Source organism: Streptomyces sp. ML-6 (genome assembly GCF_030116705.1).
Taxonomy (GTDB): domain Bacteria; phylum Actinomycetota; class Actinomycetes; order Streptomycetales; family Streptomycetaceae; genus Streptomyces.
The window spans coordinates 3704492-3719319 of record NZ_JAOTIK010000001.1; the positions used below are offsets into that span (position 1 = coordinate 3704492).

17 protein-coding genes are annotated in these 14828 nt (G+C 70.0%); 10 read left to right on the forward strand and 7 right to left on the reverse strand.

Features of this window, described 5'->3' with window-relative positions; genetic code table 11:
* Positions 1-99 precede the first annotated feature (99 nt).
* The 3 genes from OCT49_RS16360 to OCT49_RS16370 all read left to right on the forward strand — a co-directional run bounded on the left by OCT49_RS16360 (position 100) and on the right by OCT49_RS16370 (position 1539).
* The gene (locus OCT49_RS16360) at positions 100-936 is read left to right on the forward strand and encodes a helix-turn-helix domain-containing protein (protein ID WP_283852625.1); all 837 of its coding nucleotides are present in this window, start codon (positions 100-102) and stop codon (positions 934-936) included.
* Positions 936-1148: a DUF397 domain-containing protein gene (locus tag OCT49_RS16365; protein WP_283852626.1), complete on the forward strand. Its 213-nt coding sequence runs from the start codon at positions 936-938 to the stop codon at positions 1146-1148. The genes OCT49_RS16360 and OCT49_RS16365 overlap by 1 nt, the downstream gene beginning before the upstream one ends.
* A gap of 196 nt (positions 1149-1344) precedes the next feature.
* Positions 1345-1539, forward strand: coding sequence for a DUF397 domain-containing protein (locus tag OCT49_RS16370; protein ID WP_283852627.1), 195 nt, complete (start codon positions 1345-1347; stop codon positions 1537-1539).
* Positions 1540-1624: 85 nt separating this feature from the next.
* On the opposite strand, the gene OCT49_RS16375 is transcribed toward OCT49_RS16370, so the two are convergent.
* Complete coding sequence (locus OCT49_RS16375) at positions 1625-1990, reverse strand: hypothetical protein (protein ID WP_283852628.1); 366 nt, start codon at positions 1988-1990, stop codon at positions 1625-1627.
* Between the two features lie 399 nt (positions 1991-2389).
* The gene (locus OCT49_RS16380) at positions 2390-3826 is read right to left on the reverse strand and encodes an MFS transporter (protein WP_283852629.1); all 1437 of its coding nucleotides are present in this window, start codon (positions 3824-3826) and stop codon (positions 2390-2392) included.
* A 73-nt stretch (positions 3827-3899) separates the two neighbouring features.
* Here OCT49_RS16380 and soxR point away from each other — a divergent pair, with 73 nt between their 5' ends.
* Complete coding sequence (gene soxR / locus OCT49_RS16385) at positions 3900-4334, forward strand: redox-sensitive transcriptional activator SoxR (RefSeq protein ID WP_283855817.1); 435 nt, start codon at positions 3900-3902, stop codon at positions 4332-4334.
* Positions 4335-4403: 69 nt separating this feature from the next.
* Complete coding sequence (locus OCT49_RS16390; protein ID WP_283852630.1) at positions 4404-4988, forward strand: DinB family protein; 585 nt, start codon at positions 4404-4406, stop codon at positions 4986-4988.
* Positions 4989-5241: 253 nt separating this feature from the next.
* Here OCT49_RS16390 and OCT49_RS16395 read toward each other — a convergent pair whose 3' ends face one another.
* Together OCT49_RS16395 and OCT49_RS16400 are read right to left on the reverse strand one after the other, a co-directional pair.
* Positions 5242-5844 (reverse strand): GNAT family N-acetyltransferase, encoded by a 603-nt coding sequence (locus OCT49_RS16395; protein WP_283855818.1) that lies wholly within the window; start codon positions 5842-5844, stop codon positions 5242-5244.
* Between the two features lie 264 nt (positions 5845-6108).
* On the reverse strand, positions 6109-6615 hold the full coding sequence (locus OCT49_RS16400; protein ID WP_283852631.1) for a DUF6624 domain-containing protein: 507 nt from the start codon (positions 6613-6615) through the stop codon (positions 6109-6111).
* Between the two features lie 498 nt (positions 6616-7113).
* Here OCT49_RS16400 and OCT49_RS16405 point away from each other — a divergent pair, with 498 nt between their 5' ends.
* Positions 7114-7785 carry a hypothetical protein gene (locus tag OCT49_RS16405; protein ID WP_283852632.1) on the forward strand — a complete coding sequence of 224 codons (672 nt, stop codon included), beginning with the start codon at positions 7114-7116 and terminating at the stop codon, positions 7783-7785.
* Between the two features lie 163 nt (positions 7786-7948).
* Here the strand turns inward: OCT49_RS16405 and OCT49_RS16410 are convergent, their stop codons facing one another.
* On the reverse strand, positions 7949-8854 hold the full coding sequence (locus OCT49_RS16410) for an NAD(P)-dependent oxidoreductase (RefSeq protein WP_502963470.1): 906 nt from the start codon (positions 8852-8854) through the stop codon (positions 7949-7951).
* Positions 8855-8933: 79 nt separating this feature from the next.
* Here OCT49_RS16410 and OCT49_RS16415 point away from each other — a divergent pair, with 79 nt between their 5' ends.
* On the forward strand, positions 8934-9284 hold the full coding sequence (locus tag OCT49_RS16415) for a winged helix-turn-helix transcriptional regulator (protein ID WP_283852634.1): 351 nt from the start codon (positions 8934-8936) through the stop codon (positions 9282-9284).
* Positions 9285-9421: 137 nt separating this feature from the next.
* Here OCT49_RS16415 and OCT49_RS16420 read toward each other — a convergent pair whose 3' ends face one another.
* On the reverse strand, positions 9422-10381 hold the full coding sequence (locus OCT49_RS16420) for a MarR family transcriptional regulator (RefSeq protein WP_283852635.1): 960 nt from the start codon (positions 10379-10381) through the stop codon (positions 9422-9424).
* A gap of 449 nt (positions 10382-10830) precedes the next feature.
* Positions 10831-12252: an amidase gene (locus OCT49_RS16425; RefSeq protein ID WP_283852636.1), complete on the reverse strand. Its 1422-nt coding sequence runs from the start codon at positions 12250-12252 to the stop codon at positions 10831-10833.
* A gap of 47 nt (positions 12253-12299) precedes the next feature.
* Here OCT49_RS16425 and OCT49_RS16430 point away from each other — a divergent pair, with 47 nt between their 5' ends.
* The 3 genes from OCT49_RS16430 (at position 12300) to OCT49_RS16440 (ending at position 14742) form a co-directional block, all read left to right on the forward strand.
* Positions 12300-13010: a TetR/AcrR family transcriptional regulator gene (locus tag OCT49_RS16430; RefSeq protein ID WP_283852637.1), complete on the forward strand. Its 711-nt coding sequence runs from the start codon at positions 12300-12302 to the stop codon at positions 13008-13010.
* On the forward strand, positions 13007-13951 hold the full coding sequence (locus tag OCT49_RS16435) for an alpha/beta fold hydrolase (protein ID WP_283852638.1): 945 nt from the start codon (positions 13007-13009) through the stop codon (positions 13949-13951). The genes OCT49_RS16430 and OCT49_RS16435 overlap by 4 nt, the downstream gene beginning before the upstream one ends.
* Before the next feature lie 218 nt (positions 13952-14169).
* Positions 14170-14742 carry a GNAT family N-acetyltransferase gene (locus OCT49_RS16440; RefSeq protein ID WP_283852639.1) on the forward strand — a complete coding sequence of 191 codons (573 nt, stop codon included), beginning with the start codon at positions 14170-14172 and terminating at the stop codon, positions 14740-14742.
* Positions 14743-14828: the final 86 nt, after the last annotated feature.

Sequence of the window (14828 nt, forward strand, 5' to 3'; positions counted from 1 at the left end):
CCTCTCCGTAACGGCTCCGCTACCAAGGGGGATCAGCGTGACCCACAGTCCAGAGCGCTTCAACTTGTTGAGCGCGAACGAAAAGTCAGGTGACAGCCGTTGAACCGCAAGGACCTGGACCCCGAAAGCAGCCCGGAGGCGGCCTTCGGCGCCCGTATTCGCAGCTCGCGCGAGGCTCGCGGCTGGAAGCAGGAGGTGCTGGGCAAGCGCATGGGTTACTCCGGCACCCACGTCTCGGCCGTCGAAACTGGCCGCAAGATGCCGACTCTTCGGTTTTCGCGCAGCGCCGACCGGGTTTTCGGGACGGGGGAAACAGCCGACACGTTCGAACGCCAGTACCGGGAGATCCGGCACGGCTCACTGCTGGAGGGCTTCCCGCAGTACGTGGGGTACGAGGGGCGCGCGGTGGAGATCCGGCTGTACGAAATCGGAATCATCCCGGGCCTGTTGCAGACCCCGGAGTACGCCCAGGTACTGGCGGACAGCGCCGTACGACGGGGGACGATCACCCCTGAGCAAGCAGCCGAGCGGGTCTCGTTCCTGGCGGAACGCCAGGCCGCGCTGGTACGCCCCCGCCCTCCAATGATGCTGGTGGTGATGGACGAGAGCTGCATCCGCAGGCGGGTTGGCGGAGACGAGGTGATGGCCGCCCAGCTGGACCGGCTGCTGGAGTTCGCCGAGCAGCCGAACACGGTGCTCCAGATCGCCCCGTACGACATGGGAGAGCGCCGCACGTTCGACCTACCGATGAACCTGCTGACCCTGTCGGACATGTCCGTGATCGCATACGCGGAGTCCCAGATGCGAGGCCACCTGGAGCGCGATACGGCCTCCGTGCTCACCCTGTTGACGGCATACCATCAACTACAGGCCGAAGCCCTGTCCCAGGCAGCATCGGTGGCCATGATCAAAGAGGCACGAAAGGGCATCCTGTGATGACCACGACCGATTCCCCCCGCTGGTTCAAGTCTTCGTACAGCAACAACGGCGGCAACTGCATCGAGGTCGCTGCCAACCTCGCCACCCTGCACGGCATCGTCCCCGTCCGCGACTCCAAGACCCCGCACGGCCCGGTGCTGAACACCTCGCCGGCGTCCTTCGCCGCCTTCGTGGCAGGCGTCAAAGCCGGAGAGTTCGGCACTGTCTGATCCCAGCAGGTCCAGCGCATCCGAACCGAGAAGCCCCGTCGCACACCGCGCGCCGGGGCTTCTCGCTGCCTGAACCCATCCCAACTACCGCTCAAAACAATTGAGTTCAGGCCGTCCGAACCACAGCCGGTTTCCCCGAACCCCCGAAGGGCACCTGGCACGCGAAGCAACCTCGCACTCGAAAAAGGAGCCCGCGATGCCCGAGCCCAAGCCCTCTGGCTGGTTCAAGTCCTCGTACAGCGACAACGGCGGCAACTGCATCGAGGTCGCCACCGACCTGACCGCCGTCCGCGACTCCAAAACCCCGCACGGCCCGGCGCTGGCCACCTCCCCCGCGTCCTTCGCCGCCTTCGTGGCAGGCGTCAAGACCGGAGAATTCGGCACCGTCTGAAATCCGGTGGCACTTCAGCACTGTTCCCGCCCCCGGTCGATTACCGCGGGCGGGAACAGTTCAGCCGCTGAAAACTACGAGCCGGTCAGCTCTCGCTGAAGTTGGAAGACTTCACGCATGCGGCACCGGGAACGCTCCAACAGAGGTGCATGTAGTACTGCGTGGAACCCACGATGTCGTACGTCTTGCTGTCGCAGCCGCTGTCACCCCCGTCATTGATCGTCCACATGATCTTGTTGTCGGAGGCGCGGTACAGGCTCATCTGGACACCGTGACCATCCGCGTTGGTGTCGCACACGGTGAACTTGTCGCCGTTGTCCGTGAAGGTTGCGGTGCCACGGCCGTTGAGAACGATGCCCTTGTCCGCCGCGTAGGCCGGGGACGTCCCCAGCGCCAGCACGGTGCCCAACGCGACGGCCAGGCCTGCGGTCGACCGGACTACGTTCTTCATCCTCATGCCATTTCCCCCTTGCTCGGTCTCGCTCGGTTGAATCGGCGCAGTCTCCCCCTTCTCGACTGCCGGCCCAACTGTTCCGCATTATCAACGCGTCGGCAACGGGTACCCGGCATTCCGGTTGCCACCTTTATGTGTGCCCCAAATCCTCCGCTGCCACCGGATAAAAAATCGGATGAACTTGCGCCACTCATCGAATAGTGTCAGCCGATTAATACTCCATTCCGACTTCGTGATCTTGTCGCAGGCCCGGCTGGGACCGAGTACGGCCATCGCGTGACCATCGGGGGTTTGTGTGGACTCCTGAAGATCGTGCGGTGACCGCAGGCCATGGCGCAGCCCCTGCCCGCCGGCGGGTGAGGTTCGGCCAGGTCATGGCCTGGATCGCGGGCCGGCTCAAGGCGTCCTGCCAGTACGTCGTGCGGCTGCCCGGGTGGCCGTCAGGACCCCCAGGCAGGTGATCACGGCGATCCCGAGGACGAGCCAGCGAGCCGAGACGAGCGGGTCCGTGCCGCCCAGCGCGAGCAGGTTGCCGGCGACGGCCGACGTGAGGGTGAACGCAATCAGCTGGGTGGTGCTGACGGCCGCCGCGGCCTTGGCGCCCTCGGCCTCGTCGGTGCCGCTGCTCATGGCCGCCACCGACAGGTGGGGAAACGCACAACCGATTCCGGCGCCCGCGATCAGCAGCAGGACCGCCCACAGCGCAACGGTCGTGCCGGAGGCGTCCTCGGCCTGGAGCAGGCCGTACGCCGTGAGGCCGGCGGTGAGGAACAGGGGCCCCGTGCGTACGAGCCTTCGGGCCCCGGCCTCCGTCGCATTCGCGCTGAACAACTGGGCCACGACCCAGCCCAGCGAGAGGACGGCGCCGAGCAGTCCCGCCAACAAGGGGGAGAGGCCGCCCAGTTGCTGTCCGAAGAGAGGAATGAAGTTCTCCGTCATCACCCCCGCGCACAGGCTCGCCACGGTGAGGTAGGCCCACTTGAGGTTGTTGCCGCGGGCGTAGGTCAGGCGCGGGAGCACTCCGTTGGTGTTTCGGGCGTCCACGACGAGAAACAGGATCAGCAACAGCAGCCCGGCGAGGACCACCAGCGGCACCAGGACCCCCGTGAGGGCGGAGCTGACGCTCAGGACCGCCGCTGTCGACGCGAGCGTGACGATCGACGCCACCGGCACGGGGTGGCTCACCGGATTCTCCGGCCGCCCCACGGGCAGGGTGCGGAGGGTCACCAGGGAGAGCACCACCGCCAGGCCCGAAAGCACACCGAAAGCGGCCCGCCAGGCCCCGATTTCGGCGAACACGCCACCGAGCGCCGGGCCGGCGAGCGTACCGACGCCGAACATCGCCGACACGAGCCCGGTCCCACGGGTCCAGAGAGCGGGCGGCAGGACGCTGCGGATCGTGGCGTAGCCGAGTCCGGTCAGCAGGCCCGCGCCGAGTCCCTGCACCGCACGACCGGCGACGAAGACCCCCATCGTCGGGCTGAGCGCGCTGATCACGGTGCCCGCCGCGAACAGGAGGTACGCGGTGCAGTAGGAGCGCGCGGCCCCTTGTGCGCCGAGCATCCGGCTGACGAGCACCGTGGCGATGACCGCGGTGACGAGGTATCCCGTGGCCGCCCAGGCGTAGTAGCGCTCGCCGCCGATCTCGGTGACCACCGAGGGCATGAGGGCCGCCGTGAAGTAGAGGTTCATGGCGTACAGCCCGACGCCGCCGGCCATGACGGTGACCGCGGGGAGGTGGTTCTTCGAAAGGAGCGAGCCCCATCCGGACCCGGTCCGAGGCGTGGTGCCGGGCGCGGGTTTGCGCTGGTTCCCTTGCGCTGAGGAAGTCATGCGGTGCACGCTAAAACTTCAAGTGAACTTGAAGTCAAGCAGGAGAACCGTGAGCCACGCACCCACCGATCTGATGACCATCGGCGAGGTCGCACGCCGTGCCGGCATCGCCACCAGCGCCGTGCGCTTCTACGAGGACCAGGGACTGATCTCGTCGATACGCACGTCCGGGAACCAGCGGCGCTACCCACGGCACATGCTGCGCAGGATCGGGATCATCGTCGCCTCGCGCCGGTTCGGAATCCCGCTGGCAGAGGTCGCCGAGCTGTTCGCCTCCCTCCCCGAGGAGCGCATGCCCGGCAAATCGGATTGGCGCAGGATTTCACGACGGTGGCACGACCGTCTGGAAGCCAGGCGCCGCGAACTCGAACAGCTCGAAGAAGAACTCATCGGCTGCATCGGCTGCGGCTGTCTTTCCTTGAACACCTGCCGCGTCCTGAACCCCGACGACACCCTCTCCGCAGAAGGCCCCGGCCCCCGCCGACTGCCAGGAGGCCATGGAACCTGATCCGGCGGTCGTGGCGGAGCACGTAGGGGATCTTGAGGCCACGGGCCGCCCATGGCAGGCTCGTGCCGCATGATCGATGATTTCGCGAAGGACAACCTGCACCGGAGACTGCGGCGGGACCGCGAGGCGCTGCTCTGGAAACTCGACGGCTTGTCCGAATACGACGCCCGCCGTCCTTTGACCGCGACCGGGACCAACCTCCTCGGCCTGGTCAAGCACGTGGCCACCGTCGAGGCCAGGTACTTCGGCGAGGTCTTCGACCGCCCTTCCCCGGAACCGCTGCCCCGGTGGCAGGACCACGACGGCAGCGATCTGTGGGCGGCCGAGGACGAGACCCGCGAGCAGATCATCGGGTTCTACCGGCGCACGTGGGAACACTCGGACGCGACGATCAGCGAGCTTCCCCTCGACGCCCCCGGCCACGTGCCGTGGTGGTCGGAGCCCCGCCCCAACACGAACCTGTTCGCCGTCATGGCCCATGTCCTCGTCGAGTCCGCCCGGCACATCGGGCACGCCGACATCCTGCGCGAGGGCCTCGACGGCCGGACCGGGCTGCGCGCCGAGCACGAGGGGCAGATCGACGAGGAAGCCCGCGCGGCCCACTTCGCGAAGATCGAGCAGGCCGCCAGGTCGGCCGCAGCGATCGAGGCGTAGAGGTTGTCCCCCGTGACGTGAGGGTCGTGCGGCACGGCGCCGGACGCACTCGGGCCCGGGGCGAGGCCCCCTCCGACCCTTCTGCGCATGACCCGGACCTGCACAAACCCGCCACGGGATGATCTTGCGTTGTTGAACGCCCTGCCCCGTCACCCGTACGGCCCGGTGCCGTTGGTGGTGACGCCCCGCCCGCACCCGACGGCTGCGACAAGGCGGCCCGGGCACAGCCTCCCTCGGTCGGATTCTCAGGCTCTCAGCGGGGGTCCCTGCGCATGCACCACGTGCGGAGGCTGTTGTCGGGGAGCTGGACATCGGCGGTGACCTTGAAGCCGAGGCGTTCGTAGAACCGCACGTTCGCCTCGCTGGAGGTCTCCAGGAACGCCGGATACCCAGCGCGCTCGGCCTCCTCGATGCCGGGAAGCAGCACCGCACTGCCGAGGCCCTGCCCCTGGACCTCGGGGGCGGTTCCCACGGTTTCCAGGAACCATCCCGGCTCCTGGGGCCGGTACGGGGCAACAGCCGCGTCCACGGCCTCGGACGCGGCAGCCCGGTCGCCGCCGAGTTCTTCGAAGATCGGCCCGAGTTCGGCGAAGGCGGGCGAAGGATCCTGGCCGGGAATGGACCAGGCAGCCACGGCGCGCCCTTCGTCAGCGACCCAGACACGGCCGTACACCATGCTGATGCGGGTCAGGCACAACTCCTGAAACCTTCGGATCCGCTCCCCGTGATTGTCTGCGGCGATCACGTACCGCGTGTAGGGATAGTCGGCGAAGGCCCGGGCGAGAGTATCGACCGCGGCGGGGACATCGGCGTCGGTGATGGGACGTACGGAAGGGGCATTCTGGTGCTGTGGCATGTTCACCAAACGAGTGTGATGACAGGTTGCTGCCATGGCAACGCATTTGACCGGGCACCTATGCCCTGCACAACTGCTGCCCCGAGAAGCGACGGCCCTCCGCCCTGGTGATCCGCCGCCCCGGCGCTCGACGCCTGAATCCCGAAGCCCGACGCCCGAATCCCGACGCCCGAATCCCGAAGCTCAAGGCCCGGAAACGGACCGAAGAAACGGATCGGAGAAACGGACCGGAGAAACGGGTCAGCCACGGCCGGGCACCGGTCGTCAGTGCATCGCGAACTTGGCGACGTACTCGTCGAAGGGCTCGATGCCGGCCTCCGCACGGAGTTCGTCCATGCGCTCGGGCTCCTCGCAGGGCCACGGAACGGGCGCCCCGTCCTTCACTCCGGCGATCTGGGTGCCGAAGATCTGCTTCCGGCCCTCGTTGACCAGCGTGCGGTCGCGCAGGAAGGCCAGCTCGCGCGCACCGGCCGCGCCCGCCGACACCGCCTGCTGCATCAGGTGGAGGGCGCGCCGCTGGATGTCGAGCTGCCGGTCGGCGTGCTGGGCGATCAGCCAGGCCGCGCTCGCGGCTTCCTCGCCGACCGTTTCCGCCGTCGGCCAGCCGTACTCGTCCATGATCTCGCCCAGCCGGTCACCGTGCCGGGCGGTCAGCCGCCGCCAGGCCAGCTGCTCGGCGGGGTCGTCACTGTTCGCGCAGACCGAGGTCCGGTGATCGGCCGCGGCCATGTCCGTCAGCTCCACGGCCAGCGCGGCAACATCGTGCGTCACTTCCAACTCCCAGGTTCTGTAGGGGGTTTGTAATCGTCACCCGCAAGCCTAGGGGCGCAAATCGGGCGTAAAGATCATTCCGGAGAACGGTGACAGGCGCCTTCCCGCATGGGGATAATGGATCTACTCCCGAAACCAAAACGCTTCAGTTCGCGCCGCCTCCGTCCATGCGGTGGACGTGCAATGCCGACGCGGCCCCCGTCGGCCGGCCTGCGAGCGGGCCGCCCCGGACCGGGCCCTCGATGCCGTGGCCGCCGAGCTCACCCGTCCGGCGGCGTGACGCCCCGTCCGGGGTCCGGGCACCCGACCCCTGACGCAGCGGCATCCACAGCGGCACAGCAACATCGGTGCAGATATGCGGGGAATTCCCTCTTTGTACCCGACCAGTCCTGTGGCGTCACACCCTGGACTTGCCCGAAATGACAGGTATGTGACCTGTCGGTACGTTCGCCGCAAGTCGGCCGCCCGGTCGGCATCTCTGAGACGGAGAGAAGTGACATGTCCTCGCGTACCTTCACGGTGGCGGCCGCCGTAGTCAGCACAGCCATCCTCGCCACCGGCATCACCTATGCCTCGACCGACGGATTCGCCCAGGCCGAACCGGCCGCCGAGCAGGCCGAGCAGCCCGCCCCCCGGGCCGCCGCCCCGCCCGCCCGGTCGGCTGCTCCCGCACCGGCCCCCCTCGGCAGCAAGGGCGGAACGGAGAGCAAGGGCGACAAGGAGGGGGAGGGCGACAAGGGGGACAAGGGCGGCGACTACGAAGGCTCCGACCGCGGAGGACGGGACTACGAGGGTTCCGACCGTGGAGGAAGCGACCACGAGGGCGGCGACCGGGGCGGGCGCGACTACGAGGGCGGTGGGCACGACCGCGGGTACGGCGGGAAGCGGGAGGAGAAGATCTACTTCAACGAACGGGAGTACCCCGCCTACCCGGGAGGATGCGTCTCCGCAGCCAGCGGACTGGGATCGACCAGCTTCAGCATCTACAACAACAGCCGGCATGCGGTCGAGGTCTTTCGGGGGTTCGCCTGTGACGGCGGCTCCCCGGTCGCCACGGTCGGCCCCTACGGCAGCACCTACGGCGTCGCGACGCCCAACGTCCAAGGCGGCGGGTTCATCAACAACGGCGTCGTGGGCAGCTTCCGGGTGATCGGCCACGACGAGTGGTGACGGCCCGTACTCCCGGACGCAGCCAGTAACTCCCGTACGCAGACGGCTACTTACGGCTTCCGGGGACGGCGCTGGGGGCGGCGTACCGTACCGCCCGCGCACGTACACGTACACACGCGTACGCACGCGCCCCCAGGCCGCGCCGTGACGTCCGGTACGCGCCTCAGCGGCGGGCCAGGAGCTCCGCGATCCGGGAGAACCCGTCCGCACCGTGGCCGAGCGCCACGGCGCGGCGGGCCAGGCCCTCGGCGGCGCGCATCACGCCCGTGTCGATGCCGTGGGCCTCGGACGCGTGCACGACATGGGCCATCGTCGACACCGCGGAGGTCAGCGGATTGCCCTCGCCCGAGTAGGTGCCGTCCTCGATGTCGTCGGCCGTCCCCTGGAAGATCGCCGGCAGGATCGCGCCGATCCCCTGCGCGAACGGGGCCAGTTCACGCGGCGAGACGCCCTCCGCCCCCGCCAGGGCCAGCGCGTGCATGTAGCCGGTCATCGACGTCCAGAAGATGTCGAGCAGCGCGATGTCGTGGGCCGCGGCGCGGCCGATCTCCTCGCCCAGGTGGGTGTGGCCGCCGCCCAGGGCGTCGAGCACCTCCCGGTGCTCGCGGTAGAGCTCCTCGGGGCCGCTGAAGATCAGGACCGCCTCCGGCGTGCCGATCGTCGGCGTCGGCGTCATGATGGCGCCGTCGAGGTAGCGGATGCCGTGCTCACCGGCCCATCGCCCGGTGTCCCTGGCCCGCTGAGGGGTGTCGGCGGTCAGGTTCACCAGGGTGCGCCCCTTGAGCGCGGCCGTGACGGCGTCCTGGCGCAGCACCGCGTCCGAGGCGTCGTAGTTCACCAGGCACACCACGGTCAGCGGACTCGCCGCGACCGCCTCCGACGCGCTCGCGGCTCCGATCGCCCCCCGCTCGACCAGTTCGCGGTCCCGGCCCGGGGTGCGGTTCCACACGGTGGTGCGCACCCCGGCGGCCACGAACGCGCCTGCCAGTGCACGGCCCATCGGCCCGAGCCCGATCACCGTGACGGCGGCCTCGGAACCCCCGGACGTGACCTGAGGGGAAGAAGGCATGGTGGAAGAAGACATGGCGGAACTCCCTTGTACATGAGGTGGAAAGCAAGATCGGAGCAGCGGGGGAAGGAGCAGAGGGATGACACGCGTCCGGGTCGACGACCCCGGTGTCTGCGGGGTGGCCGCAGCCGTCGCCGTCATTGAGGGCAAGTGGAAGACGTTGCTGCTGTGGCTGCTGGAGGCCGGTCCGCACCGGCCCGGCGAGCTGCGCCGCAAGGTCCCGGAGATCAGCGAGAAGGTGCTGACCCAGGCCCTGCGCGAGATGGAGTCGGACGGACTCGTCCACCGCGAGGTGTACGACGTGGTGCCGCCGAAGACCGTCTACTCGCTGACCGAGTCCGGTCTCGAACTCTCACTGGCGCTGGCTCCGCTGTCCCACTGGGGCCATCGTCATCTGGACCGGCTCGCCACCGAGCGCACCGCGTCCTGATCCCGGTTCCCGGTCCTCCTCCTTCCCGCTCCCGCTCCCGTTCCCGGTCACCACCAGGCTCTCCCGGTGTGGTTACGGCGACAAGTACCCACAAAAAAGTGGGTATTCAGAGGCCGGTACCGGTGGGGCGGTGGCGGTCAGAAAACAGGGTCGGGGTCGAGACCGAAGGCGGGACCGGGCTGGCGGCAGGGTTTGCAGAGGCCGTCGCGGAACGCTTCGGGGCGGCCGGGGGCGCGGCATTCGGTGCACTCGACCATCCTGCGGCGCACCGGTGCCTCCCATGCGGGCCTGGTGGCGGTGACGGGCATGCGGGGCGGGAGTTTGTCGCGCAGGCGGCGGCGTACGAAGCCGAAGGGTGAGCCGATGGCATCGGGGAGTCCGGCGGTCAGAGCACCCGTCAGGTACTCGGCGCCCACACCCCGTTCGAACCACTCGGCCGCCAACGACTCCAGCTCCGCGCAGTCCGCCGCCGAGAGCGCCAGCCGGGAATCGGCCCGGCCCAGCCGGGCCAGGGCCATGTATGCCTTCGAAGGCCGCTGCTCCTCGCTCCCCGCTTCCGGCCCCGGTTCCGGAGCCGGCCGGGATTCCGGATGCGGCTGCGGCTCTAACTCCGACTGCGGCCGGGTTTCCGGCTGCGGCTGCGGCTCTTCGGTGCGCTGTTGGGGGACCGACGCCGGTACGGGCTCGGGCTCCGGCTCGGGCTCCGGCTCGGGCACGGGCGCGGCCTCCGGCACGGGCTCCGGCGCCGGTACGGGCTCGGGCTCGGACGCCTGCTCGGGCTCGGTTTCGTCGTTGAGGAAGGCGTTCCACCACTCGTTGTCGCGGGCGATCCGCGACCAGTAGGTCCGGGTGACCCAACGGACCGGGCGTACCTGGTCGCCCTTGTCGCTGTGTTCCCGGACCCGCCTCAGGTGTCCGGCCACGCTCAGGGCCTTCAGCGCACTGCCCACGGCCATCTGCCCGTACAGCGGCAGGACCTTGGCCAGCGACTTGACGTCCATCACCGCGCCGTCGGGCAACGCGTCGATGAAGCCGGCGATGTGCCGCTCACGCACGGGCAGGAAGGCGAAATCGCTTTCGAGCGGCGGACGTTGCATCGGAACGGAACGCTTTCCGTAGCCCGGACGGGCCTTCTGGGGGGCACGCGAGGATGCGGGAGAGCACGGGGCGGAGCTATGGTCTGAAGCAGCCAAGGGATCGTCTTTCTATGGGTGTTCGATCTTGAGGTCAGACCCCGGCCGGTGCTGTCTACATCGCGTCCGGGGTCGTTCTATTCGGCACCGTAGACAGTCGCGACTCTGCGCCGCAACTCGGTCACAACTAGTCATACTTGCTGATCGTTACGGGTATGGGAGGGGAGGGGGGTTTCCCCAACCCCCCAATAAAACCAACCGCGTGAACACCACAGCTCGAATCCCGGCTCTCGAATTTCGGCTCCCGAATCCCGAAGCTCAAGCCCCGGCTCCGACCCCCTCCCCCGTACCCCCGAACGAGTGAACAGCCCTTCCCTGGAACTCGCTCTCCCCCCGCTCCCGGCTCTCGAAGCTCAAGCCTCGGCCTGCTCGCCGTAGCGGTGGGACCACGGCAGGGCCTCCTCCAGCGAGGCCGACACACCGAGCAGCAGATCCTCGCGCCCCCAGCCGGCCGTCAGCGAGACCCCGAGCGGCAGGCCCTGCGAACTCCAGCCCAGCGGAAGGCTGATGGCCGGGAAGCCGGTGGCGTTCGCCAGGACGGTATTGCCGGTGAACGCGGTCATCGCGGCCAGTTCCGCCGCCGGGTCCGTGTCGTCGCGGAGCTGACCGACGAACGCCGGCGGGCCCGTCACGGTCGGGGTGATGACCACGTCCGCATCGGCGTGGCCGAGCACCCAGGCGCGGGCGCGGGCCTGGACGACACCGATCGAGGCGGCCAGCTCGGCCGAGGTGAACTCCTGTGCCCGGGACCGGAGGTGGCGGACGATCGGCCGCAGATGTGACGCGTCGAGGGCCATGACCCTCGACCCGACCAGTGCCGTGAACATCGCCCGGAACCCCTCGGTCAGCTCAGGGTCCGGCGCCTGGTCCCGGACGAACACGTCGTGCCCGAGACCGGCCAGCGTGCGGGCGGTGAGCTCCGCGGCCCCGGCGACCTCGGGATCCACGGGACCGCCCGAGACCGAGCCCTGGGCGAGCGCGATCCGGAGCCGCGGCACGGGTGCGTCGCACGCGCGCTCGTAGCCGTCGACGTGGTCGGCCCGGGGCGGATGCACGGTACCGGCCCCGGGGCGGCCGGCCAGGACGTCGAGGAACGCCGCAGTGTCGCGCACGGTACGGGCGATCGGCCCCCGTACGGAGAGCCCCATCCCGTCGTGGCCCGCCGGGCCCGCGGTGACGAGCCCGCGGCTGGGCTTGAGCCCGACCACCCCGCAGGCGCTCGCGGGCGAGCGCACCGAACCGGCGGTGTCACTGCCCTGGGCGATCGGTACCAGCCGGGCCCCGACCGCGGCCGCCGCCCCGCCGCTGCTGCCCGCCGCGCTGCGGCGGAGGTCGAACGGGCTGCGCGCCGGGGCGGCCACCTCGGGCTCGGTGTAACAGGCGGCCCCGAACTCGGGAACAGTCGTCTTGCCGAGGCTGATCAGCCCGGCCCCGGCCATGACCTCGACGATCTCGTCGTCGTGCTCCGGAATCCAGTCGCGGAAAAGCGCGGAACCCAGCGTGGTGCGTACCCCCGCGGTGGCCTCCAGGTCCTTGACCGCGGTGGGAACGCCGAACAGGCGCGGCAGCCCGGCGCGGTCCGTCGACCGCAGGACCCGTTCGGCCTCGGCCGCCGCGACGCGGGCCCGGTCGGCCGACACGGTGGTGAACGCCCCCACCCGGTCGCCGTCCCCGATCCGGGTCAGCAGATGGTCCACGACTTCGGTGGGACTCGTTTCGCCGCGTGCGTAGGCGGCGGCCAGCTCCAGGGCCGTGAGGTCGTGCAACTCCGTCATGCGCGCTCCCATTGAAGTTTCGTTACGCGTATCGATATGGTGCGGGCATGGTGGTCGATAAGGCAAACAACCCGAAGAACGGACGCCCCCGGGCGGTGACGCTCGACGCGATCCTGGACGCGGCGACCGAACTCTCCGACGACCGGGGGCTCGACGCCGTGAGCTTCCGCGCACTGGCCGACCGGCTGGGCGTGTCGCCCATGGCGATCCACCGCACGACGGGCGGCATCGACGCGCTCCAGCACGCGCTGGTGTCCCGGATCGTCGGCGAGGCGACCCGGTCGGTGGACTGGCCGGACGACTGGCTCGGCACCGTCCGGCTGTTCGCGAACACGCTCCACGACCTGCTCATGCGGCACCCCGTCGTCCTTGAAGCGCACCGCCGCGCCGCGCTGGTCGGGCCCGGCGCCGACGACGCCGCGCACCGGGTCGTGGCGGCGCTGCGCAGTGCGGGGCTCGACGAGGAGGCCGCCGCGTACGCGTACGGCGCCCTGCACGACTTCGTCACCGGCCACGTGGCGATCCGCCTCGGTCGCGGCGACCTGGAACTGCACCAGCTCCCACCGGAACGCCGGGCCGCGTCGGTGTTCGCGGAACACCACGACTACGACCGCCGGTTCGCCTTCGGTCTCGACTTCGTCATCGGTGGAATCGCCGCCGCCGCCGCAGCCGCATCCGCAGCCGCTGCCGCAGCCCCTGTGTCCCACGCACCCCACGCATCCCCCGCATCCCCCGCATCCCCCGAGGAGCAGCGATGACCCCCTCCCCGACGGACCCGGCGGAGACGGAACTGCCCGGGACGGAACTGCCCGGGACGGAACTGCCCGGGACGGAACTGGCGGATACGGAACTCCCCGAGACGCACCACGTGGCGGCCCCGGGCGGGCGCCGTATCGCGTACTGCTCGTACGGCGACCCCGCCGCCCCGCCCGTGATCGTGCTCCACGGGACCCCCGGCAGCCGCTACGAGGGCCTCGCCCTGCGGCGGGCGGCGACGAACGCGGGCCTGCACCTGGTCTTCCCGGACCGTCCGGGGTACGGCGAGACCGACCCCGTACCCGGTCGCGGCTTCCACCGCTGGAACGACGACTTCGTGGCCCTGCTCGACCACCTCGGCCACGAGCGGGCCCCGCTCGTCGCGATCTCGGGCGGCGGCGGGTACGCGCTCTCGGCGGCCCAGCGGCTCCCCGACCGGGTGACGCGACTGATCCTCGCCTGCGCCGCCGTTCCCGGAGCCCCCCGCGAGGCGTACGCGCGCCGGATCCCGCTGGTCAAACTGCTGAACCTGATCGCCGTCCGGGCCCCGGCGATCGCCCGGCAGATGCTTGCGGGGAAGGGCGTCTTCAAGAAGGCCAGGAACGAGCCGAACCTCGACGCCTGGCCCCGCTCCGACCGGCTGATCATGACCACCCCCGCCTTTCGGGCGCTGTCCGGCCTGGACACGGCCGAGGGACAGCGCCAGGGCGTGGACGCGGCCGTCACCGACCTCGCCGACTACGCCCGTCCGCTGCCGGACCCGCTGGGCTCGGTCTCCGTACCGACCCTCTTCCTGCACGGCGAGGCGGACGGCAACGTCCCCGTCGAGGTGGCCCGTTGGGCCCACGCCCAGATCCCGGACGCCGAACTGCGCACCGTCCCCGACGGCGGCCACCTCTTCCTGCTCGCGGACCCGGAGCTGCTCCTGCGGGAACTGACCTGAGCGGTACGCGCGGCGCCGCAGGGGTCACAGGGCACTTCAGGGCCGCATCCTGTCAACTCTTCCGTTCCCGGAAGCCGATGGCGAGCAGTTCCGAGCCGTAGCCGGTGCCGCCCGCGGACTCCGCGCCGAGTTGAGCCTGCCCGCACCTGCCCGTACCCATTTCCGGTCCCCGGGGCGATCCGCTGACAGAGGTGGGGGCGTTTGCAAGTATGGCGCCCATGCCCCGCCTGGTCGCTCCGCTGATGTCCGCCGGCTGTCTCGCCGCTTCCTCCCAGCCGTCCTTGCCCGCGGAGGGCGGGCTGCTGCTGAGGCCGTGGCTGCTCAAGGACGCCGCTGCCGTGGTGGAGGCATTCCAGGACCCGGCAATTCAGCGCTGGCACCTGCGGAGGGCCGATTCCGAGGAAGAGGCCCGGGAGTGGATCACCCAGTGGCAGCGCGGCTGGCAGGACGAAAGAGGCGTGCACTGGGCCGTCGTGGACGACCACGACACACTGCTCGCCCGGGTCTCCCTCTCGTCATTGATCCTGATGGGCGGTCAGGCCGAGATCTCGTACTGGACCGTCCCCTCAGCACGAGGCGCCGGTGTCTGCTCCCGCGCCGTGGCTGCGGCAGCCGACTGGGCCCTGGGCGAAGCCGGCTTCCACCGCCTCGAACTCGGGCACTCGGTGGCCAACCCGGCGTCCTGCCGGACGGCGGAGCGCGCGGGATTCGCGCGGGAGGGTGTCCGCCGCGACGCGCTGCTGCATGCGGATGGCTGGCACGACATGCACCTGCACGCCCGTATCCGGTAGTCGTCCCGCCTCTCCGGCCGGTCGGTGGCAGGGGTCGGCCGGTCAGCCGTCCGCGACGGGGAGCAGGGGCCCGGAGAACCAGTGGT